This window comes from Herbaspirillum sp. SJZ107 (genome assembly GCF_006715485.1).
Taxonomy (GTDB): domain Bacteria; phylum Pseudomonadota; class Gammaproteobacteria; order Burkholderiales; family Burkholderiaceae_D; genus Telluria.
This window is the reverse complement of the sequence record NZ_VFNH01000002.1, coordinates 1,165,874-1,187,585: the sequence shown is the minus strand read 5'-3', so window position 1 is coordinate 1,187,585 and position 21,712 is coordinate 1,165,874. Positions and strand designations below refer to the sequence as shown.

24 protein-coding genes are annotated in these 21,712 nt (G+C 64.1%); 9 read left to right on the top strand and 15 right to left on the bottom strand.

Annotated elements, in window-relative coordinates; translation table 11 throughout:
- Nucleotides 1-28: 28 nt before the first annotated feature.
- Nucleotides 29-568, bottom strand: a complete 540-nt coding sequence (locus FBX97_RS15000) for a peptidylprolyl isomerase (RefSeq protein ID WP_141832917.1) — start codon at nt 566-568, stop codon at nt 29-31.
- A gap of 79 nt (nt 569-647) precedes the next feature.
- Between FBX97_RS15000 and FBX97_RS14995 the strand changes: the two genes are divergently transcribed.
- The 3 genes from FBX97_RS14995 to FBX97_RS14985 all read left to right on the top strand — a co-directional run bounded on the left by FBX97_RS14995 (nt 648) and on the right by FBX97_RS14985 (nt 2,848).
- Nucleotides 648-1,772, top strand: coding sequence for a cupin domain-containing protein (locus FBX97_RS14995; protein WP_141832916.1), 1,125 nt, complete (start codon nt 648-650; stop codon nt 1,770-1,772).
- 10 nt (nt 1,773-1,782) lie between these two features.
- Nucleotides 1,783-2,262, top strand: coding sequence for a hypothetical protein (locus FBX97_RS14990; RefSeq protein ID WP_141832915.1), 480 nt, complete (start codon nt 1,783-1,785; stop codon nt 2,260-2,262).
- A 292-nt stretch (nt 2,263-2,554) separates the two neighbouring features.
- Entirely contained in the window at nt 2,555-2,848 is a 294-nt protein-coding gene (locus tag FBX97_RS14985) for a hypothetical protein (RefSeq protein ID WP_141832914.1), read from the top strand.
- Nucleotides 2,849-2,998: 150 nt separating this feature from the next.
- Here FBX97_RS14985 and bamC read toward each other — a convergent pair whose 3' ends face one another.
- The 8 genes from bamC to FBX97_RS14945 all read right to left on the bottom strand — a co-directional run bounded on the left by bamC (nt 2,999) and on the right by FBX97_RS14945 (nt 10,205).
- Nucleotides 2,999-4,117 carry an outer membrane protein assembly factor BamC gene (bamC, locus tag FBX97_RS14980; RefSeq protein ID WP_255517473.1) on the bottom strand — a complete coding sequence of 373 codons (1,119 nt, stop codon included), beginning with the start codon at nt 4,115-4,117 and terminating at the stop codon, nt 2,999-3,001.
- A gap of 37 nt (nt 4,118-4,154) precedes the next feature.
- Entirely contained in the window at nt 4,155-5,030 is an 876-nt protein-coding gene (dapA, locus tag FBX97_RS14975) for a 4-hydroxy-tetrahydrodipicolinate synthase (protein WP_141832912.1), read from the bottom strand.
- Between the two features lie 125 nt (nt 5,031-5,155).
- Nucleotides 5,156-5,722: a bifunctional 2-polyprenyl-6-hydroxyphenol methylase/3-demethylubiquinol 3-O-methyltransferase UbiG gene (locus FBX97_RS14970; RefSeq protein WP_141832911.1), complete on the bottom strand. Its 567-nt coding sequence runs from the start codon at nt 5,720-5,722 to the stop codon at nt 5,156-5,158.
- Nucleotides 5,723-5,736: 14 nt separating this feature from the next.
- Complete coding sequence (locus FBX97_RS14965) at nt 5,737-6,942, bottom strand: tryptophan--tRNA ligase (RefSeq protein WP_141832909.1); 1,206 nt, start codon at nt 6,940-6,942, stop codon at nt 5,737-5,739.
- Nucleotides 6,943-6,949: 7 nt separating this feature from the next.
- Complete coding sequence (locus FBX97_RS14960) at nt 6,950-7,603, bottom strand: site-2 protease family protein (RefSeq protein WP_141832907.1); 654 nt, start codon at nt 7,601-7,603, stop codon at nt 6,950-6,952.
- Between the two features lie 82 nt (nt 7,604-7,685).
- Nucleotides 7,686-8,309, bottom strand: coding sequence for an L-threonylcarbamoyladenylate synthase (locus FBX97_RS14955; RefSeq protein ID WP_141832905.1), 624 nt, complete (start codon nt 8,307-8,309; stop codon nt 7,686-7,688).
- Between the two features lie 92 nt (nt 8,310-8,401).
- Nucleotides 8,402-9,235 carry a 3',5'-nucleoside bisphosphate phosphatase gene (locus tag FBX97_RS14950; RefSeq protein WP_141832903.1) on the bottom strand — a complete coding sequence of 278 codons (834 nt, stop codon included), beginning with the start codon at nt 9,233-9,235 and terminating at the stop codon, nt 8,402-8,404.
- 94 nt (nt 9,236-9,329) lie between these two features.
- The gene (locus tag FBX97_RS14945; RefSeq protein ID WP_141832901.1) at nt 9,330-10,205 is read right to left on the bottom strand and encodes an alpha/beta fold hydrolase; all 876 of its coding nucleotides are present in this window, start codon (nt 10,203-10,205) and stop codon (nt 9,330-9,332) included.
- Between the two features lie 174 nt (nt 10,206-10,379).
- Between FBX97_RS14945 and FBX97_RS14940 the strand changes: the two genes are divergently transcribed.
- From FBX97_RS14940 to FBX97_RS14925, 4 genes are all read left to right on the top strand, one after another.
- Nucleotides 10,380-10,904, top strand: a complete 525-nt coding sequence (locus FBX97_RS14940) for a gamma carbonic anhydrase family protein (protein ID WP_141832899.1) — start codon at nt 10,380-10,382, stop codon at nt 10,902-10,904.
- Nucleotides 10,905-10,907: 3 nt separating this feature from the next.
- On the top strand, nt 10,908-11,864 hold the full coding sequence (gene hslO, locus FBX97_RS14935) for an Hsp33 family molecular chaperone HslO (RefSeq protein WP_141832897.1): 957 nt from the start codon (nt 10,908-10,910) through the stop codon (nt 11,862-11,864).
- A gap of 183 nt (nt 11,865-12,047) precedes the next feature.
- The gene (locus FBX97_RS14930) at nt 12,048-12,539 is read left to right on the top strand and encodes a Dps family protein (protein ID WP_141832895.1); all 492 of its coding nucleotides are present in this window, start codon (nt 12,048-12,050) and stop codon (nt 12,537-12,539) included.
- A gap of 135 nt (nt 12,540-12,674) precedes the next feature.
- Nucleotides 12,675-13,439 (top strand): DUF3108 domain-containing protein, encoded by a 765-nt coding sequence (locus FBX97_RS14925; protein ID WP_141832893.1) that lies wholly within the window; start codon nt 12,675-12,677, stop codon nt 13,437-13,439.
- 63 nt (nt 13,440-13,502) lie between these two features.
- On the opposite strand, the gene FBX97_RS14920 is transcribed toward FBX97_RS14925, so the two are convergent.
- Complete coding sequence (locus FBX97_RS14920) at nt 13,503-14,498, bottom strand: cyanophycinase (protein ID WP_185748597.1); 996 nt, start codon at nt 14,496-14,498, stop codon at nt 13,503-13,505.
- Nucleotides 14,499-14,870: 372 nt separating this feature from the next.
- Between FBX97_RS14920 and FBX97_RS14915 the strand changes: the two genes are divergently transcribed.
- Nucleotides 14,871-15,506 (top strand): OmpA family protein, encoded by a 636-nt coding sequence (locus tag FBX97_RS14915; RefSeq protein WP_141832889.1) that lies wholly within the window; start codon nt 14,871-14,873, stop codon nt 15,504-15,506.
- 28 nt (nt 15,507-15,534) lie between these two features.
- Complete coding sequence (locus FBX97_RS14910; RefSeq protein WP_141832887.1) at nt 15,535-16,707, top strand: YsnF/AvaK domain-containing protein; 1,173 nt, start codon at nt 15,535-15,537, stop codon at nt 16,705-16,707.
- Nucleotides 16,708-16,765: 58 nt separating this feature from the next.
- On the opposite strand, the gene FBX97_RS14905 is transcribed toward FBX97_RS14910, so the two are convergent.
- The 5 genes from FBX97_RS14905 to FBX97_RS14885 all read right to left on the bottom strand — a co-directional run bounded on the left by FBX97_RS14905 (nt 16,766) and on the right by FBX97_RS14885 (nt 21,555).
- Nucleotides 16,766-17,059, bottom strand: coding sequence for an addiction module antidote protein (locus tag FBX97_RS14905; protein ID WP_141832885.1), 294 nt, complete (start codon nt 17,057-17,059; stop codon nt 16,766-16,768).
- Nucleotides 17,060-17,061: 2 nt separating this feature from the next.
- Nucleotides 17,062-17,442, bottom strand: a complete 381-nt coding sequence (gene ftsB / locus FBX97_RS14900) for a cell division protein FtsB (RefSeq protein ID WP_141832883.1) — start codon at nt 17,440-17,442, stop codon at nt 17,062-17,064.
- Nucleotides 17,443-17,522: 80 nt separating this feature from the next.
- Nucleotides 17,523-18,809, bottom strand: coding sequence for a phosphopyruvate hydratase (eno, locus tag FBX97_RS14895; RefSeq protein WP_141832881.1), 1,287 nt, complete (start codon nt 18,807-18,809; stop codon nt 17,523-17,525).
- Between the two features lie 203 nt (nt 18,810-19,012).
- Nucleotides 19,013-19,867, bottom strand: a complete 855-nt coding sequence (gene kdsA / locus FBX97_RS14890; protein ID WP_141832879.1) for a 3-deoxy-8-phosphooctulonate synthase — start codon at nt 19,865-19,867, stop codon at nt 19,013-19,015.
- A complete protein-coding gene (locus FBX97_RS14885) occupies nt 19,864-21,555 on the bottom strand; it encodes a CTP synthase (protein WP_141832877.1) in 1,692 nt (563 codons plus the stop codon). The genes kdsA and FBX97_RS14885 overlap by 4 nt, the downstream gene beginning before the upstream one ends.
- Nucleotides 21,556-21,712 lie beyond the last annotated feature (157 nt).

The following is a 21,712-nucleotide window of genomic DNA, read 5'->3' as shown; positions in this document are numbered from 1 at the left end:
TTGCGACGGAGACCCGACAGGAGCGACTTTACTGCAGCGGCTGGCTACGGAAATGGTCGCCTTCGTCGCTGTCTTCCGGCTCATCGCCATGGTGGTGGCCATGGGCGCCGTGCACGTGGCCGTGCTGGATCTCTTCTTCGGTAGCGGCGCGGACGTCGATCACCGACAGCTCGAAGCGCAGGGCCATGCCGGCCAGCGGGTGGTTACCGTCCAGCACGACCTTGTCGTCCGCCACTTCGGTCACGGTGAAGATCACCGGCTCTTCGTCGCCACCTTCGGCCACGCCTTCGAACTGCATGCCGACTTCGATCGGCTCCGGCAGGCGGTTGCGCTCTTCGACCTTCAGCAGGTTCGGGTCGTAGTCGCCGAAGGCGTCTTCCGGCTCGATCTGGATGGTCGACGCGTAGCCCACGTCCTTGCCGTCCAGTTCCTCTTCGATCTTCGGCAGCGTGTTCTCGTAGCCGCCGTGCAGGTACACCATCGGCTGGGCGCCGTCTTCGATCAGGTTGTTCTGGGCGTCCGACAGTTTGTAGTTGACCGTCACGACCGTATTCTGGGCAATCTTCATTGCGCTTCCTTTCGTGGATAAGGTTCCGATTATAACCTTGGTATCGCAATTCCCGACTGCGGGCTGGTTATAATGGCGCATGCAAAAATTACAGCTCCTCGGCAATATCACGCCCGCCCAGTTCCTGCGCGACTACTGGCACAAGAAACCGCTCCTGATCCGTCAGGCGATACCTGATTTCAAGCCGCTCCTGAAGTTCGACAAGCTGGCCGAACTGGCCAAGCTCAACCACGTCGAATCACGCCTGGTGACCCAGGGTGCCGACGGTAATTGGGACATGCAGCACGGCCCGCTGGCCGAGCTGCCGCCGCGCACGCAGCGCGAATGGACGATGCTGGTGCAAGGGGTCAACCTGCACGAGCCGAAAGCCGATGCCCTGCTGCGCCAGTTCCGCTTCGCCCCGGATGCGCGCCTGGACGACCTGATGGTCAGCTTCGCCACCGACGGCGGCGGCGTCGGTCCTCACTTCGATTCCTACGACGTGTTCCTGCTGCAGGCGCAGGGCAAGCGCCGCTGGCGCATCAGCGCGCAGAAGGACCTGAGCCTGGTCGAAGGCCTGCCGCTGAAGATCCTGGCCAACTTCGAGGCCGAGCAGGAATTCGTGCTGGAACCGGGCGACATGCTCTACCTGCCGCCGCACTACGCCCACGACGGCGTGGCCGAGGGCGAATGCATGACCTATTCGATCGGCTTCCGCTCGCCGTCGTACCAGGAACTGGGCGAAGCCTTCCTGCAGTTCATGGCCGATTCGATCGACCTGCCGGGCCGCTATGCCGACCCGGGCCTGCAGCCGGCCAAGAACCCGGCCGAGATCCCGCGCCACATGCTCGACACCATCACCGAAGAGCTGAACAAGGTGCGCTGGGACGAGGAAGACGTCGCCATCTTCCTGGGCGAATACCTGTCCGAGCCGAAGCACAACGTGTTCTTCACGCCGGTGGCCAAGCCGCTGACGGTCGGCCGTTTCATGGAACAGGCGGCCAAGCGCGGCCTCAAGCTGTCGGCCAAGACCCTGATGCTGTACCGCGGCAAGCACGTGTTCATCAACGGCGAATCGTTTGCCGTGGGCCGCGCCGACAAGGCCGTGCTGGACGTGCTGGCCAACCGGCGCGGCCTGGACGGCAGCCTGCTCGACGGGGCGTCCGACGACGTGCTGGAAGCGCTGTACACCTGGTACCAGGACGGCTGGCTCGAACTGGCCTGATCCGTTCCCGATGAGCGAACCCAGGACCGAGCGCTTCGACACCCGCACGCAGTTCCAGCAGGAACTGCGCAGCCTGCTGGCGCGGGCGCGTGGCACGCTCGACCTGTTCGATCCGGACTTCGCCCTGTTCACGCTCGGCACCCCGGAAACGGAGTCCGAACTGCGCCGCTTTCTGCACAACGGCGGCACGCTGCGCCTGGCGATGCACGAGAGCGGCTGGCTGGAGCGCAACGCCCCGCGCTTCCTGCGCCTGCTGCGCGACTACAACCACCGCATCGAATGCCGTGTCACGCCGCGCGGCCTGCGCCAGCTGACCGATTCCTTCGCCATCGCCGATGCCCTCCACGTGGTGCGGCGCTTCCATAGCGATCACCTGCGCGGTGCCGCTGCCTTCGACGCGCCGGACCAGGCCGATCTCCCGCGTGAACGCTTCAATGTGATCTGGGCCGAATCCCTTCCCGGCCTGCACCCGACGGTGACCGGGCTTTGAAGGGAATCGGCCACGCTGGCACCAGGTTTTGCTGTACCGCAAGCTGTAAAACTTTCGTCACATCTTGTAACAATATGAACGTTGCTAGATGGTGCAATAGTTCCAGTTTGGCACGTGTTTTCTGTTGCGAATCAGTAAATTTGGCTATAATATCGGGTTAGGAAGGTTCCGTTGTCCGTATGCACTTTTTCCAAAGTTAAGAAAGCTACGAGAATTCCTGACGAGCGATAATTACCGGTAATTATTCATCGCAACAGAAGTACTTACCTTTTGAATTAATTAAGGAAAAACCATGAAAAAATCCCTGCTGATCGTTTCCCTGCTGGCTGTTGCTCTGGCTGCTTGCAGCAAGAAAGAAGAAGCTCCGGCCGCTGCTCCGGCTGCTGAAACCACCGCTGCTCCGGCTGCCGCTCCGGCCGCTCCGGCTGCTGACGCAACCGTCGCTGCTCCGGCAACCACCACCGACACCACCGCTGCTTCGCCGGCCGCTGCTGACGCTGCTGCTTCGGCTGCTTCGGCTGCTGCTTCGGCTGCTTCGGCTGCTGCTGACGCCGCTTCGGCTGCTGCCGCTCCGGCATCGAAGTAATCAGCGTTGCTTCATTAAAACCGGCCTGCGGGCCGGTTTTTTTTCGCCTGCGATTTCATGGACGGCGACATGCCGGGTAAGGGACGCATTATCGCCAGCCATAAAAAAACCGGCCTCGATGGGCCGGTTCTTTAATCACCATTCACATGGTTATTTCAGTTCATCCGTCAGCAATTGCAGGATCTTGGCGCCGGTCGCCGTCGTTTCCGGCTTGCCGTCGTTGGTCTGCACGGTAATATCGCTGGTGGTGGCATTCGGCACGGCCGAGACCAGCACGCGGTAACGCTGCGCTTCCTTGTTCTTGTCTTCGCTACCGAACAGCTTGCTGAAGAAGCCATCCTTCTTGGCCGAGTCCGGATCGACATAGCGCACGAAGTAGATGCCCTGCACGCGGTCGCGGTCTTCGACGGTGAAGCCGACGCGGTCCAGCGCCAGGCCGACGCGGCGCCATGCGCGGTCGAAGCCTTCGTCGACGGTGACCTTGCCGTTTGCCAGCTTGGCGTGCTGGGCTTCCGGCGTGGCGTTGGCGACGGCAGCGGTGGCTTCCTTGACCTTGACGCCGTTCAGCTTGGCCACCAGGCGGCCCAGGAATTCGGCTTCCAGGCCCGGATCGTTCGGACGCACGGTCCAGGTCGCGACTTCCTTCTGCGGACCGGTCAGCACCTCTTCGGCGCCGCGGTGGCTGATGTAGATCTCGGTGGCGCCATCCGGACGGCGCTCGAGGCGGGTGCGGAACTTGTCGCGCTCGCCGGTCGAGTAGGCAGAATCGAACACGCGGCCGATGGTCCGGCGCAGGATGTCCTGCGGGATCTTGGAGCGGTTCTCGTTCCAGTTGGTTTCCATGACGCCGGTCTGCGGCGATTCCATGTCCAGCGTGAAGCCGGCATCGGTCCAGAACTGCTGCAGCTGCGGCCACAGCTGTTCCGGCGTCTGCTTGACCACCAGCCAGCGCTCGTTACCGGCGCGCTCGATACGCACGGCATCGGTCGAAACCGGGCCGATGGCATCATTGGTCGCCGCCGGCACGCCGACCGGCGCGGCCGCGGTGCCATTGGCATCGCGCTGCTGCTGGAAGCCCGATGCGGTGGCAACGCCGCGGCCATCCGGCACGGCGTAGCGGTTGTCCTTCTGGAGCTGGGTCAGGTCGGGCGGGACGTCCAGCGGTGCGGCCTTCTTGGTCGACTTGTAGTCCACCTTGTCGGATTCGAACACGGTCGTGCACGCAGCCAGGCTGAGCGCCATGGCGGTCAGCGCGAGGGTGCGGGTCATAGTCTTGCAATTCGTCATATGGTTAAAGCTCGAGTCATCAAAGGACGCCGGACTCGCGCAGCGCGGCGCGAACGGTATCGTGATATTGCGCAGACAGGGGTGCCAGCGGCAGGCGCAACCCAGACGGCATCTTGCCCATTTCGGTCAGCGCCCATTTGACCGGAACCGGATTCGGTTCGACAAACAGCTTGCTGTGCAGCGACAGCACGCGGTTGTTGATCTCGACGGCACGTGCGGCCTGGCCGGACAGGGCGGCGTCGCACATGTCCTTCATCAGGCGCGGCGCGACGTTGGCGGTGACCGAGATGTTGCCGGCGCCGCCGCACAGCATCAGCGCGACCGCGCTGGCGTCGTCGCCCGAGTACACGCCGAACGATTTGTCGACCATGCGCAGCAGTTCGGTGCCGCGGCCGATGTTGCCGGTCGCATCCTTGATGCCGACGATGTTATCGACGCTGGAGAGGCGCACCACGGTCTCGTTGGCCATGTCGGCCACGGTACGGCCCGGCACGTTGTAGAGGATGACCGGGATGTCGACCGCTTCGGCGATCGCCTTGAAGTGGCGGTACATGCCCTCCTGGGTCGGACGGTTGTAATACGGGACCACCTGCAGCGTGGCGTGGGCGCCGACGTCCTTCGCATGGCGGGTCAGTGCGATCGCTTCCGCGGTGGAATTGCCGCCCGAGCCGGCGATCACCGGGATACGGCCGGCGATGTGCTCGACCGTCAGCTTGATCAGTTCGCAGTGCTCCTCCGGGCTGACGGTGGCCGACTCGCCGGTGGTGCCGACGATGACGATGCCGTCCGTGCCTTCCGCGACGTGCCAGTCGAGCAGCTTGCGCAAGCTGTCTTTATCCAGGCTGCCGTCCTCGAACATCGGAGTGACGATTGCTACTATGCTGCCCTTAATCATAATCAGTGGACCGTGCTGTTAATAAATAAAAGTCTGATTGTAGCGGATCGCCCGCGCTTATGGTTCATTCCATGCCACATAAATGGCTCAGTTCGGGGCGCCACGGCGGCGATTCTTACAGCCGGTTACAAATCCAGTTTCGCGGTGCCCAGATCGAAGGCCGGCCCGGCGGCGCACACCCGCTGTACCCGCGCCGGCTTCGGATTCTGCACCACCCCATCCTCGAACCCGAGCACGCGCAGGCCGGCGCGGCCTGCCAGGCCCATCAGTTCACTGGGCATCAGCAGGAAGTCCGGGTTGGACGGTTTGCCGAACACTTCGTTCCCGCGCGCAAAGGTTTCATAGATCAGGATGCCATCCGGCGCCAGCGAGGCGCACAGCGACGGCAACAGCGGCCGGTACAGGTAATTGGTGACCACGATGCCGGCCAGGCTGTGCGGCGCGAACGGCCAGGCGGCGCCCGGCGCTTCCAGGTCGTATTCGACGGTGATGATGTCGTCGCCGTGCTCGCCGGCTTCGATGCGCGCCAGCGCGCCGGCGTCGCGGTCGAGCGCGATCACCGTGTGGCCGAGCGCGGCCAGCAGGCGCGCATGGCGGCCGCCGCCGCAGGCCAGGTCGAGCACTTCGCCGTGGCGGATCAGCGGCGCCCAGCGCCGGACCCAGGCCGAGGCCTGCTCAGTCGGTGCGTGCATGGTGTTCCTTTCAGTCAGCTCAAATGGGAGAGACCCATGGTCTCGCGCACGTCGCGCATGGTTTCCTGGGCCAGCTTGCGCGCCTTGTCGCAGCCGTCGGCGACGATCGCGCGCACCAGGCTCGGATCGTCCAGGTATTGCTGTGCGCGTTCGTGCATCGGTGCCTGCTCGGCCAGCACAGCCTCCACCACCGGCTGCTTGCAGTCCAGGCAGCCGATGCCGGCGCTGGTGCAGCCCTGCATGACCCATTTGCGGGTCGCGGCATCGGAATACACTTCGTGCAGCTGCCACACCGGGCACTTGAGCGGATCGCCCGGATCGCTGCGGTGCACGCGCGCGGGATCGGTCGGCATGGTGCGGATCTTCTTCGTGACCGCGGCCGGGTCTTCGCGCAGCGAGATCGCGTTGCCGTAGCTCTTGCTCATCTTGCGGCCGTCCAGGCCCGGCAGGCGCGCGGCCGCGGTCAGCTCGACTTCCGGCTCGACCAGGATGATCTTGCCGCTGCCTTTCAGGTAGCCGAACAGGCGCTCGCGGTCGATGTTCGACAGGCTGCCGGCTTCGTCCAGCATCGCCTCCGCCTGCTCCAGCGCGGCGGCGTCGCCTTCCTGGTGCCAGGCGCTGCGCAGCTCGGCATACAGGCGGGCACGCTTGCTGCCGAGCTTTTTGACGGCATCGAGCGCCTTTTGCTCGAAGCCCGGCTCCTTGCCGTACAGCCCATTGAAGCGGCGTGCGATCTCGCGCATCATCTCGACGTGCGGCACCTGGTCCGCGCCCACCGGCACCTGGGTCGCACGGTAGATCAGCACGTCGGCCGCTTGGAGCAGCGGATAGCCGAGGAAGCCGTAGGTGGCGAGGTCGCGCCCGGCCAGGTTCTCGATCTGGTCTTTATAAGTCGGCACGCGCTCCAGCCAGCCGAGCGGCGTCGCCATCGACAGCAGCAGGTGCAGCTCGGCATGCTCTGGCACGCGCGACTGGATGAAGAGCGTGGCCTGGGACGGATCGACGCCGGCCGCCAGCCAGTCGACCACCATGTCCCAGGTATGCTTTTCGATGACGCCCGGTTCCTCGTAGTGCGTCGTCAGCGCATGCCAGTCGGCCACGAAGAACAGGCAGGGCAGCTCGGATTGCAGGCGGATCCAGTTCTTGAGCGCGCCATGGTAGTGACCCAGGTGCATCAGCCCCGTGGGGCGCATGCCGGAGACGACGCGGTCGGGGAACATGGCGGCCTCAACTCAAAAGGAGGATCAGCGGCGATGCGATCAGGTACAGCAATTTGCCGGCGATCGAACCGACGAAGAACAGCCAGATCGTCACCACTTTCAGCAGGATCAGCGCCAGCAGGATCAGGAAGCCGTAGGGTTCGAGGCGCGCGAACTGGTAGGCGGCCTTCTGCGGCAGCAGGCTGAACACGATGCGGCCGCCATCCATCGACGGGATCGGCAGCAGGTTGAAGGCCATCAGCCACAGGTTGACCTGCACGCCGGCCTTGGCCACCAGGTTGGGGAAGGATTCGTCGACCTGGAAGTATTGCAGCAGGATGCCGAAGATCAGCCAGATCAGCGCCATCACGAAGTTGGCGCCCGGGCCGGACAGCGCCACGAAGGCCATGTCGCGCTTCGGATGGCGCATCTGGCCGTAGTTGAGGGGCAGCGGCTTGGCATAGCCGAACACGAAGCTCGTCATCAGGTACATGACCACCGGGATCACAATCGTCCCGACCGGGTCGATGTGGGCCAGCGGATTCAGGGTGGTGCGTCCGGCAGCGTGGGCGGTGTTGTCTCCGAAACGGCGTGCGACGAAGGCCTGGGCGGCATCGTGCATCGTGAGCGCGAAGAGGACAGGCAGTGCGTAGACCGCCAGGTTACGTATAAGTTCATCCATAACCTGGGATTTTATCAGAGCGCGCGGCCGTGGACGGGGCGATGCGCCCCGCCGGGCCAAAATGACGGCTTGATTGCCGGTTTTAGAGACCGAACACGGCCGGATCGCCGCGGCCTTCGCGCAGCAGCACCGGGTCGGCGCCGGACAGGTCGATGATGGTGGTCGGCTCCAGCGTGCCGGCGCCGCCGTCGATGACGACCTCGATCTGTTTATCCAGGCGCTCGCGCACCTCCTCCGGATCGGACAGCATGTGGTCGTCGCCGGGCAGCTGCAGCGTGGTGCCGATCAGCGGCTCGCCCACTTCTTCCAGCAGCGCCAGCAGGATCGGGTTTTCCGGCACGCGCACGCCGATCGTCTTGCGCGACGGGTGCGACAGCCGGCGCGGCACTTCCTTGGTCGCTTCCAGGATCACCGTGTAGGGGCCGGGCATGGCCGACTTCAGCTGGCGGTACTGGCGGTTGTCGACGCGGGCGTAGGTCGCGATCTCGGACAGGTCGCGCACCAGCAGCGTCAGGTGGTGCTTGTCGTCGACGCCGCGGATGCGGCGCAGCTTCTCGACCGCGGCCTTGTCGTCGAGGCGGCAGACCAGGGAATAGGCGGAATCGGTCGGCACGGCGGCGATGCCGCCGGACTGGATGAGTTGGGCCGCCTGCCGGATCAGGCGCTGCTGCGGGTCGACCGGGTGGATTTCGAAATAGTGGGTCATGGGCTTGAGACCTGACGGGATTCTTGTAAGGGGCACAAGATGAGGTTGGCAGCCCGGAGTTTCAAGTACCGCTACACCGTCGTTGCCAGCACTTAAAACCAGTCATGCCACACCGGCGTCAACCCTGCCGGCAGCGGCGCCAGCTTGTCGAACTCGACCCGCGCCTCGCCCGGCGCATGGAAATCGGTGCCGCGCGAGGCCAGGAAACCGTGGCGCTTGGCCACTTCGGCATACACGCCGTACTGATCGGGCGTATGGCTGCCGGTCACCACCTCGATGGTATTGCCGCCCAGCTGCTTGAACTCGTCGAACAGCGCCCCTTCGGCGGTGCGGTCGAAGCGGTAGCGGCCCGGGTGGGCGATCACCGGGATGCCGCCGGCGCTGCGGATCCAGCCGACCGCGTCGGCCAGCGTGGCCCAGCGGTGCGGCACGTAGCCCGGCTTGCCTTCGCTCAGGTATTTGCGGAACACCTCGGGCGTGTTGGCGCAGGCGCCGATCTCGACCAGGTAGCGCGCGAAGTGGGTGCGCGACAGCAGGTCCGGGTTGCCGACGTATTTCAGCGCACCTTCGTAGGCGCCCGGGATGCCGGCGCGCGCCAGCTGGTTGGCGATCTCGCGTCCGCGCGCGTCGCGGCCGGCGCGGGTGGCGGCCAGGCCCTGCACCAGCTGCGGGGCGTCCTCGTCGATCTGCAGGCCGACCACGTGCACGGTTTCATTGGCCCAGGTGACCGAGATCTCGACGCCGGGCACGAAGCGCATGCCGAGCGCGGCCGCCGCCTGGCGCGCAGCCTTGATCCCTTTGACCTCGTCGTGGTCGGTCAGCGCCCACGCGTCGACGCCGCCCTTGCGGGCGTAGGCAGCCACCGCGGCGGGGGCAAGCACGCCGTCGGAGACGTTGGAATGGCAGTGGAGGTCGACTTTCAGCATGGTGCGGAATCCGGAAATAATGTCAGCGCGAAGCGTTCATTGTACGCGGATCGGCTTGACCGGGCAGAGCGTGCGTTGCGCCGCGGTGAGGGATTTATTGGAGGAATTCCTCGATCATCCGCGCCAGCAGTTCCGGTTGATCATGATGCAACATATGCCCCGCGTCCGGCATCATGCGCGGCGTGACGTTGCTGATCTGCGCCAGGCGCCGGTCGACTTCATGGCGCGCCTCTTCCTTCGGTCCCATCCAGCGCCACATGTCGGTGTGCTCGGCTTCGATCCACAGCACCGGCGCCGTTATGCGGCGCCAGCAGGCCAGCACTTCCTCGGCCTGGTACAGCAGCGGCCCCGGCATCTTGTGCGCCGGGTCGCCGAGGATTTCCCACTGCCCTGCCCCGTTCCGGGCCGCCCAGTGCTGCGCCAGGAAGGCGGCGCGCGCATTCGGCAGGCGCGGGTTGGTCTTCTGCAGGCGCGCCGCTACCTCCTCGACACTCGCATAGCCGCGCATCGACGGCGGCACCTTCAGTTCGTCGAGCCATTTGGCGTAGCGGCCCGGTGCCTGCTCCGGCTTCGTGGCCGGCAGGCCGAAACCTTCGAGGTTGACCAGGCGCGCGATGCGTTCCGGACGCACGCCGGCATACACGCTGACGATGTTGCCGCCCATGCTGTGGCCCAGCAGATTGACGGGCTGGCCCGGCGAATAATGGTCGAGGATGGCTTCCAGGTCGGCAAAATAATCCGGGAACCAGTAAGTATCGTTGCCGGAACGCGCGGTCAGGCCGAAGCCGCGCCAGTCGTGGGCGATCACGTGCCAGTCGCCCTGCAGGGCGTCGACCACGAACTGGAAAGACGCAGACATGTCCATCCAGCCATGGGCCATGAACAGCTTGGGCGCTCCTTCGCGGCCCCAGTGACGGACGTGGGTGCGCAGGCCGCGGATGGTGAGGAATTCGGAACGGGACGGGGTCATGGGATCTCGGATTAAATAGAACGACCGTTTTATTATACGTAAAAGAAACGTCGAAAACCGGATTGGGGGTGCTTGCAATCGTCCCCCACGGCCCCATCTAGGCCGCTTGCCGGACGATGGCAGGCGGGAGGGCGTAAAATAGCGCCTTGTTCAAACCCTTCCGCGAGCACATCCATGGCGATTTACCAGTTGGGCGAGCATGCGCCCGAGATCGACGCGTCGGCCTATGTGGCCGATTCCGCCACCCTGATCGGCCAGGTGACGGTCGAGGCGAATGCCTCGGTCTGGTTCGGGGTGACGATCCGCGGCGACAACGAACGCATCACGATCGGCGAAAACAGCAATGTCCAGGAAGGCACGGTGATGCATACCGACATGGGCTTCCCGATGGTGATCGGCAAGAACGTCAGTATCGGCCACCAGGCCATGCTGCACGGCTGCACGGTCGGCGACGGCTCGCTGATCGGGATCCAGGCCGTGCTGCTCAACGGCGCCAGGATCGGCAAGGGTTGCCTGGTCGGCGCCGGCGCCCTGGTGACCGAAGGCAAGGAGTTCCCGGATCACTCGCTGATTCTGGGCAGCCCGGCCAAGGTAGTGCGCACGCTCACGGAAGACGACCTGCTCCGCCTGCAAGGCAACGCCGACGGCTATGTCGAGCGCGGCCGCCGCTTCAAGGCGGAGCTCAAGAAAATCGGATAAAGAATGACGACTGATACCAGCAAGGACATCCTGCAAAAATTCATCTTCGACAACGCGGCCGTACGCGGCGAGCTGGTCGAGATTTCCAATGCGTGGCGCGAGATCCAGTCGCGCCACGACTACCCGACCGCAGTGAAAGGCTTGCTGGGCGAGATGGTCGCCGCGGCTGCGCTGCTGTCGGCCAACCTCAAGTTCAACGGCGCGATCGTGATGCAGATCTTCGGCGACGGCCCCGTGCAGCTGCTGGTGGTCGAATGCGACGCCGACCTGCACCTGCGCGCCACCGCCAAGCTGGCGGCGAATGCCGTGGTGGCCGACGATGCGTCGCTGGTCGACCTGCTGAACAAGACCGGCAAGGGCCGCTTCGTGATCACGCTCGACCCGAAGGACAAGGTCCCGGGCCAGCAGCCCTACCAGGGCGTGGTGCCGCTGATCGGCGACAACGTCGCGACGGTCATCGAAAACTACATGCTGCGTTCGGAACAGATGGACACCAAGCTGTGGCTGGCGGCCGATGACGGCGTTGCCCGTGGCCTGCTGCTGCAGAAGCTGCCGCGCAACAGCGCTGTCGAGGGCCAGGTCGCGCAGGCCACCGAGGAAGAAGACCTCGAGACCTGGAACCGCGCGCTCGCACTGGGCGGCACCCTGAAGCGCGAGGAACTGCTCACCACCGACGTGGAGACCCTGATCCGGCGCCTGTTCTGGGAAGAAACGATCCGCGTGTTCGACCCGGCGCACCCGGAATTCCGCTGCACCTGCTCGCGCGAAAAAGTCGGCGACATGCTCAAGATGCTGGGCCGCGAGGAAGTCGAATCGGCGCTGGCCGACCTGGGCCAGCTCGGCATCAACTGCGACTTCTGCGGCAAGCACTACGGCTTCGACGCGGTCGATTGCGCGCAGCTGTTTGCGACCGACAGCACCGCTGACGCCGTGGCACCGGTTTCCGACGTCAAGCATTGATCGTAGGGTGGACGGGTCTCCCGTCCACGCTTTCAACCGGCGCCTGCCTTACCGGGCGCCATCAATCCGCGCTATCCGCCCGATAAAAATACTGCGCTACAGAGTTTTACCAATAATGCTAAGCTGATATCTATCAAGCGGCCCAACCGCATTGCCAACAGCTATCATGAATTGGAGAAACGTATGAGCATCGATATCGGTATCTCGACTGAAGACCGCGCAAAAATCGCCGAAGCCCTGTCGCAGACCCTGGCTGACAGCTACCTGCTGTACCTCAAGACCCACAACTTCCACTGGAACGTGACCGGCCCGATGTTCCAGCCGCTGCACTCGATCTTCGAAGAGCAGTACACCGAGCTGTGGAACGCCCTGGACGACATCGCCGAGCGCATCCGCGCGCTGGGCCACTTCGCACCGGGCACTTATGCCCGCTATGCCGAGCTGTCCTCGATCAAGGAAGAGCCGACCGTGCCGGACTGGAAAGAAATGCTGCGCCAGCTGGTCGAAGGCCAGGAAACCGTGATCCGCACCGCACGCAACGCCTTCCGCATCGCCGACGACGCGAATGACCAGCCGAGCGCCGGCATGCTGAGCGACCGCATGGAAATCCACGAAAAGAATGCGTGGATGCTGCGTTCCTTCCTGGGCAACCAGGCCGACGGCACCCAGACCTGATTCTGGTATTCATAAACAGACCATGCACGTCATGGACTGCCCTTCCGGGCAGGACATGACGTGCATATCCATTTTTTGTTGCCTGATAAACAGCGCAACCGCATACTCGGCGCTATCCCACCTGCGGAGATCGCCATGCCCACCCTGCGTCGTGCGCTGTTGCCGGCCCTGCTTGCCGGCCTGTCCCTGTCTTCCCATGCGGCCGTCGTCAACGTCGACGTCGGCACCCCGCTGCCCCGCTTCGCCCTGCTCAAGCCGGGCACCCATCACTACCTGCGCTACGTCAAGACGACGGATGGCGCCAGCAGCCCGGTCGACATCTGGAAGCGCGAAGTGCGCTTCGACGAGCGCGGCGGCAAGCGGCAGTTGCACATCGTCCAGCGCTGGGATGGCGTGGTGCCCGGACCCTCGGTGCGCCGCTTCGATTCCTGGTTCGACGCGGGCACCTTCCGCCCACTCACCCACGAACGCATCAGCGAGAAAGACGGCAAGCGCACCGTCGAGGGCTTCGTGTTCGCCCCGGACCGCATCAGCGGCATGCAGGACCTGCCGGAGAACACCCAGAAAGACCTGTCGATGGCGTCGAACGAACCGGCCTTCAACTTCGAGACCGACATCGAACTGCTGCAGACGCTGGCACTGGCCGAGGGCTACGACGCGCGCATCAATTTCTACCACCCCGGCGGCAAGGCGGCGCCGCAGCGCTATAGCTTCAGGGTGACCGGATCCGAGACCATCGCCGGCCCCGCCGGTCCGGTGGATTGCTGGGTGGTGAGCACCGACTACAACGAGCCGGGTTCGGTGTCGACGTTCTGGTTCGCCAAGGGCACGCAATTGATGGTGCGCCAGCAAGGCACGCTGCCCGACGGCCGGGTGCTGGTGAAGACGCTGATCGACTGAGCCGGCCCAGGATGCCCGGCCGGCGTCTTCCTGCGCGGACCGGTGCCGCGCAGGTCCGCCCATTCAATAGATTGCGCCGCCCGGCTGGCTGGACACGAGCGTGCCCTTGACCGCCGACAGCGAATAATTGCTTGTGGCGCCGTACCCGGACCAGTTGTCGAGATCGAAGGTGCCCGTGCCCGACAGGCGCTGCACACCGACGTTCTGGTAGGTCAAGGGCGTCTGCGGGGCACACACCTGGGGCAGGCCGACCGTTTTCAGGAAGTACACCGCGCCGACGCCGACCCGGCTTGCCTGGCCATTCTCGACCAGCAAGGCCGTCTCGACGTCGACGCCGATGCCGCGCGCCGTGCTGGTCCAGCCATCGTTGACGACGCGCGCCAGGAAGGTGACCAGGCGGCCCAGGCGGTCGCGGGCGTCGAGATGGGAATCGGTGATCGCGCCCAGCAGTGGCGGCAGCGACAGGAAATCACGGTCCAGCGTGACGTTCTTGCTGTACGGATTGGCAAGCGCCTCGCTCGACGTGACCGACTGGTTCAGGCCCGAATAGATGAACTGGCCCAGCACGGCGAGGCCGGCGCTGGTGCCGCCGATCGGGACGTTGCGGTTGGCCAGTTCCTGCAGCGTCGCAGACAGCGGCGTCCCTTTCCAATACTGCAGGTAATCGCCCTGGTCGCCACCCGCGATGAACACCGCTTCGGCGCCGCGCAGGCGTTGCAGGACGAAAGGATCGCTGGCCGCATCGCGGCTCGGCACGACGATCGTCTCGACCGAGCGCACGCCGCCCATCGCGAAGATGTAGGGGTTGTAGGCGTCGGTCCCGGTGGCACGGATCACCACGAAGTTGCCGCCCCCGCCTTTGCGGATCATCCATTTGAACGCATCGTCCACGTCCGGCCCGCCGCCCATCAGCACGAATGACTGTTGCGCGGGACGCGGCACGACGGCATCGCTGGTGTCGCCGACGGCGTAATACTTGTACGGCTTGCCTGCATGGGCTGCCGGTGCGATACACAGGCTCAGGGCAAGCATGCCGATCCAGCGCTTGAATATTTTCATGAAGAACTTTCGCAAAGAGATACGGGAAGGCCAACAGTAAGACAAGTTGGACAGAATATAACGAAGCTTCGCTCGGGACGAGGCCATCCGTACAACATTTTTGGAGATGGGCGATCGCGCTTGAAGTGCTGATGAAGTTCCCCAACAAGACTGTGGGGAAGTGTGTACAGCACCCCCGCCCTTTGTCCTACATGACCCGACGCGGTTTCCTTACAGGATAAGCGGGTGGCTATTGAACAAATAGCTAAAATAAATCCCACCCTCGAGCATCAAGGCAATTGACGGTAGTAAATAGATTTAACCGTATATTTGCTGGCGTTATGCGCCACGGCTCAAATTTCTGAAATGTATGTAACTAAAGGAGACCATTAAATGGCAAACCCGGATCACAAAGGCGACGGCGCACCGCCAAGCAAAATTCATGTTGGCCCAGCCACGAAAAAGGCAGGCTGGCTTCCCTGGGTACTTCTGGCCCTGGGGATTCTTGCCCTCCTGTTCGGGATGCGGCGCTGCAGTAAAGACGACACCGTGACCCAAAGCGCAGCAGTACCGGCGACGGCACCTGCCACCGGGACGGCAACGACGCCTGCCACTACCACTACCAGCGCGGCGCCTGCATGGACCTCGGGCATCGGCAGCTATCTGGCCGGCACCGAAGCACTGCCGCGTACCTTCGCCTTCGAAAAACTCCATTTCGATACGGCCAAAAGCGATATCCGCGCGGCCGATCGTGATGAGCTGAACACGCTGGCCGCCACGATGAAGCAGTATCCGAATGCGCGCGTCCGGGTCGTCGGCTATGCCGATGCACGCGGCGCCGCCCCTGCCAATGCCACGCTCGGCAAGGAACGTGCAGACAGCGTGAAGGCTGCGCTCGTCGCTGAAGGCATTGCCGCGGATCGTATCGACACCGCTTCCGGCGGCGAGAGCAACCCTGTCGATACCAATGCCACGTCTGTCGGTCAAGCCGAAAACCGGCGCACCGAGCTGGTCGTCCTCCAGCGCTAAACCCAATTGATCTTGCAAGGAGAATCCCATGTCACGCACTCTTACCGCACTGTTCGACACCCGCGCCGATGCCGACGCCGGCCGCCAACGCCTGCTCGAGGCCCGTGTCGATACCGATCATGTCAGCATCTACGACCAGTCCTCAGTTGCCGCAAGCGGCTACTCGTCGCAAGGCGAACCGGGCTTGTGGGCGGCGCACCCGAACGCATTCCTGCCCGACGAAGACCGCCACGCGTATGAAGAAGGCGTGCGCCGCGGCGGCTTCCTGCTCATCGCCGATGTCGATGAGGACGAGGTCGACGACGCCGTTCGCGTCCTCAACGAATCGCACATGCGCACCGTCGATATCGACCAGCGCGCCGACCAGTGGCGCTCGGAAGGCTGGACGCCGCCCGCTTCTGGCATGGCGGGCATGGCCGGGATGGCGGGCATGGCCGGCAGAAGCACCGGCATGCAGCAGTCGATGCCGATGTCGGCGCAGTCGGGGCAGTCAGGGAATCTGCAGGGCGACATGGCGCGCACCGATTCGCTCCAGCGCGATACCGCGGTCCAGCGCATTCCGGTCGTCGAAGAGGAACTGAAGGTCGGCAAGCGCGAAGTCCAGCGGGGCGGTGCACGCGTCTATTCGCGCATCGTCGAAACGCCTGTCAACGAAAGCATCGAATTGCGCGAGGAGCACGTGGACGTGCAGCGCCGTCCGGTCGACCGCCCGATCGACCCTGCCGACGTCGACGCTTTCAAGGAGCAAAGCATCGTGATGCGTGAAACGGCCGAGGAAGCCGTGGTCGAGAAATCGGCGCGCATCGTCGAGGAAGTCACGATCAGCAAGGAAGTCGGCGAGCGCCAGGAACACATCCACGACACGGTGCGCCATACCGAGGTCGACGTCCAGCGCCTGGATGGCATGGCCGGGCGCGGCGCGGACGACGACACTTACTACCGCAGCCATTTCCAGAGCAACTACGGCAGCGCGGGCGGTGCATACGACGACTATGCCCCGGCGTACACGTACGGCACCCAGATGCGCGGCGACAGCCGCTACAGCGGCCGCCAGTGGGATGCCGTCGAAAGCGACCTGCGCAGTGACTGGGAGTCGCGTCACGCCGGCACGGGGTCGACCTGGGAAAAGATGAAAGCGGCGGTGCGTCACGGATGGGATCGCGTGACCGGCGACGACGGTGCCACCACCCGCTCGTACTAATGAGGTTGTGAGAGGCAATAAAAAACGCGGGCATGCCCGCGTTTTTTATTGGAATTTTTTATTGAAACAAGGCCGGATCCGGCCCGTCCCCGGGCCGATGCAGGTCGATCACCTTCATCAGGGTCAGCGTGGTGTCCAGGCTCATCTCGCCTGCGCTGAGCGCCTCGGCCAGCTGGGCGCGCGGCAGGCCGGTGGCGGCGGCCAGTTCGGCCAGGCCGTCGGCTTGCGCGACGGTGGACAGCGCACGGGTCAGCAGGTCCGGGTCGCCGGATTCGAAGGCGCTGGCGAGGTAGGCAGCGATGGCTTCGAGCGTGTCGAGGGCCGGGTCGTTCGGAGGCGTTGGGTCGGCCATGATCAGTCTTCCGGAGGTGGCAGCGGTCGGTTCGTGCCCTTGGCGGTCTTGGTGCCGGGCTTGGGTTCGGGCTTGGGCGGCGGCACGGTCATCATAACCGCCGGCTTTTCATCCTTGCGCAGCACCTGCACGAAGATCTCGTTCTGCTTGATCATGCCGAGATCGTAGCGCGCGCGCTCCTCGACCGCGCCCAGGCCTTCGCGCAGGTCGCGCACTTCGGAGTCGAGCTTGGCGTTGCGCGCCTTCAGCTGCTCGGTGCGGACATGGCTGGCGGCCAGCTGGTTTTCGAGATCGGTGACGGCAAGCCAGCCCCCTTTCCCCAGCCACAGCGGGTACTGGATCAGCAGCAGCAAGGCGGCGAGGACTAGGGTGATGATGCGCATCTAACTATGATTTACAAAAAGACGGGACACGATCCACCCGGCCACGCCGGTGGGATCGCATCCCGGATTTTTAAAGCTTATTACTTAATGTTGTAGAACGCGTCGCGGCCTGGGTAGGACGCGATATCGCCCAGGTCTTCCTCGATGCGCAGCAGCTGGTTGTACTTGGCCATGCGGTCCGAACGCGACATCGAGCCGGTCTTGATCTGCAGGGCGTTCAGGCCCACCGCAATGTCGGCGATGGTCGAGTCCTCGGTCTCGCCCGAACGGTGCGAGATGACGGCGGTGTAGCCGGCGCGCTTGGCCATTTCGATGGCGGCGAAGGTCTCGGTCAGGGTGCCGATCTGGTTGATCTTGATCAGGATCGAGTTGGCGATGCCCTTCTGGATACCTTCCTTCAGGATCTTGGTATTGGTGACGTAGAGGTCGTCGCCGACCAGCTGCACCTTCTTGCCCAGGCGGTCGGTCAGGATCTTCCAGCCGTCCCAGTCGCCTTCGGCCATCGCGTCTTCGATCGAGATGATCGGGTACTTGTCGCACCAGGTCGCCAGCATGTTGGTGAAGTCTTCGGCCGACAGCTGCAGGCCGCCTTCGCCTTCCAGCACGTACTTGCCGTCCTTGAAGAATTCGCTCGCGGCGCAGTCCAGGCCGATGGCGATCTGGGTGCCCGCTTCGTAGCCGGCCTGCTCGATCGCCTGCATGATCAGCTTGATGGCTTCCTCATGGTTGGCCACCGACGGGGCAAAGCCGCCTTCGTCGCCGACGGCGGTGTTCAGGCCCTTCGAATGCAGGATCTTCTTGAGGGTGTGGAACACTTCGGCGCCGTAGCGGATCGCTTCCTTGAACGACGGTGCGCCGATCGGGATGATCATGAATTCCTGGATGTCCAGGTTGTTGTCGGCGTGGGCGCCGCCGTTGATGACGTTCATCATCGGCACCGGCATCTGCATCGCGCCCGAACCGCCGAAGTAGCGGTACAGCGGCAGGCCGGCTTCTTCGGCGGCGGCCTTGGCGACGGCCATCGAGACGGCCAGCATCGCGTTGGCGCCCAGGCGGCTCTTGTTCTCGGTGCCGTCCAGGTCGATCAGGGTGCGGTCCAGGAAAGCCTGTTCATTGGCGTCCAGGCCCATGATGGCTTCGCTGATCTCGGTGTTGATGTTCTCGCAGGCTTGCAGTACGCCCTTGCCGAAATAACGCTTGGGATCGCCGTCACGCAGCTCGATCGCTTCGCGCGAGCCGGTCGAGGCGCCCGACGGGACGGCCGCACGGCCCATCACGCCGGATTCCAGCAGCACATCGCACTCGACGGTCGGATTGCCGCGCGAGTCAATGATTTCGCGGCCGATGATATCAACGATAGCACTCATGGTTCTTCAGTCTCCAGAAGGTAAGAAATCGATACGGGCGCATCCAGCCGCAGGATGCGCTTTGCGTTAGCGCTAGTACGTCGTCCCTGCGAAGGCAGGGACCCAAGTTATCGGCGACATCACGAACTTGGACCCCTGCCTTCGCAGGGGCGACGCTCATACGTTCGTAGGTTTGTTCTTTTACGTTGTGTTTCTACATCCGTTTATCGGAAGTCGGACTCGATGAAGCCCGCCTTCTTGACGATCCGGTCGATATCGACCAGCGTGCTCAAGAGATCCTTCATGCGTCCCAGCGGCACCGCATTCGGACCGTCCGACAGCGCGCAGGCCGGATCCGGGTGCGTCTCCATGAACAGGCCCGACACGCCGGCCGCCACCGCGGCGCGCGCCAGCACCGGCACGTGTTCGCGCTGGCCGCCCGACGAGGTGCCCTGGCCGCCCGGCAGCTGTACCGAGTGGGTGGCGTCGAACACCACCGGGCAGTTCGATTCGCGCATGATGGCGAGCGAACGCATGTCCGACACCAGGTTGTTGTAGCCGAACGAAGCGCCGCGTTCGCAGGCCATGAAGCTGTCTTCCGGCAGGCCCGCTTCTTTCGCTGCGGCGCGCGCCTTGTCGATCACGTTCTTCATGTCGCCCGGGGCCAGGAACTGGCCCTTCTTGATGTTGACCGGCTTGCCCGAACGCGCGCAGGCGTTGATGAAGTCGGTCTGGCGGCACAGGAAGGCCGGGGTCTGCAGCACGTCGACGACGCTGGCCACCACCGGGATCATCTCCTCGTCGTGGACGTCGGTCAGGACCGGCACGCCGATGGTCTTGCGCACGTCGGCCAGGATCTCCAGGCCCTTCTCCATGCCCGGACCGCGGAACGACTTGCCCGACGAGCGGTTGGCCTTGTCGAACGACGATTTATAGATGAACGGAATACCCAGCGCGCTGGTGATTTCCTTCAGCTGGCCGGCGACGTCCATCGCCATGTCGCGCGACTCGATCACGCAGGTGCCGGCGATCAGGAAAATCGGCTGGTCGAGACCGACGTCGAATCCACACAGCTTCATGCTGCATCTCCTTGCAGGGCCGCGACGTCATTGACGTTCGCAGCTTGTTGGTTGCCGGCCTGGTGCGCCAGGGCCGCCTTGATGAATGCCGAGAACAGCGGATGGCCGTTACGCGGGGTCGACTTGAACTCCGGGTGGAACTGCACGCCGATGTACCACGGGTGGGAGCCGGCGCCTTGGCGGGGCAGTTCCATGATCTCGCACAGGTCTTCGTTCGGGGTGCGCGCCGACACGATCAGACCCGCTGCTTCGACCTTCGGCAGGTAGTAATTGTTCGCTTCGTAGCGGTGACGGTGGCGCTCGGTCACGAGGTTGCCGTAGATCTCGGCCGCCAGCGTGCCCGGGTTCACCGCGCAGGTCTGGGCGCCCAGGCGCATGGTGCCGCCCAGGTCGGAATCGTGGCTGCGCTGCTCGACCTTGCCGTCGTGGTTCTGCCACTCGGTGATCAGGGCGACCACCGGCTGGTCGGTCTCCGGATCGAACTCGGTGGAATTCGCGTTCGGCAGGCCGGCCATGTGGCGCGCGTATTCGATCAGCGCGACCTGCATGCCCAGGCAGATACCCAGGTACGGGATCTTGTTTTCGCGTGCATAGCGCGCGGCCATGATCTTGCCTTCCACGCCGCGCTTGCCGAAGCCGCCCGGCACCAGGATCGCGTCGTACTTGGCCAGGTGGCCGCAGCCGGTGGTTTCGATCTCTTCCGAGTCGATGTACTCGATGTTGACGCGGCTCTCGGTGTGGATGCCGGCGTGGCGCAGCGCCTCGGTCAGCGATTTGTACGATTCGATCAGGTCGACGTACTTGCCGACCATGCCGATGGTGACTTCGTGCTTCGGGTTTTCCAGGGTGTGGATCAGCTTGGTCCACATCGACAGGTCGGCCGGCGGCGCCTCGAGGCCGATGGCTTCCAGGATGATGTCGTCCAGGCCCTGGTCGCACAGCACCTGCGGCACCTTGTAGATGGTGTCGACGTCCCACACCGAGATCACGGCCTGCTCTTCGATGTTGGCGAACAGCGAGATCTTGGCGCGCTCGTCGTCCGGGATGCGGCGGTCGGCGCGGCACAGCAGCGCGTTCGGCGAAATACCGATCTCGCGCAGTTTCTGCACCGAGTGCTGGGTCGGCTTGGTCTTGAGTTCGCCGGCCGACGAGATCCAGGGCACCAGGGTCAGGTGCACGAAGGCGGCGCCCTTGCGGCCCGAGCGCAGCGACAGCTGGCGCGCGGCTTCCAGGAACGGCAGCGATTCGATGTCGCCGACGGTACCGCCGATTTCCACCAGCGCCACGTCGACGCCTTCGGCGCCGCGGCGGATGTAATCCTGGATCTCGTTGGTGATGTGCGGGATCACCTGCACGGTCTTGCCGAGGTACTCGCCGCGGCGCTCCTTGCGGATCACGGATTCATAGATCTGGCCGGTGGTGAAGTTGTTCACCTTCTTCATGCGGGTGCTGATGAAGCGCTCGTAGTGGCCGAGGTCGAGGTCGGTCTCGGCGCCGTCGTCGGTCACGAACACTTCGCCGTGCTGGGTCGGGCTCATCGTGCCCGGGTCCACGTTGATGTACGGGTCCAGCTTGAGCATCGTGACTTTGAGGCCGCGCGATTCGAGGATCGCGGCGAGGGAAGCGGCCGCGATTCCCTTGCCCAGGGAAGATACGACGCCGCCAGTGACGAATACAAATTTGGTCATTGTGCAGAAGGTGCCGAACGGCACGCGCGGGAAATTGAAATTATACCTTAAACCGGCCAAACCTTTTTAATACAACTTGGCAACTTCCGGCAAAACGGCCGTTGTCGCGCCATGCGTGGCGTATCCGACGCAAGGCAGGACGGGGAAGTTGTAAAAA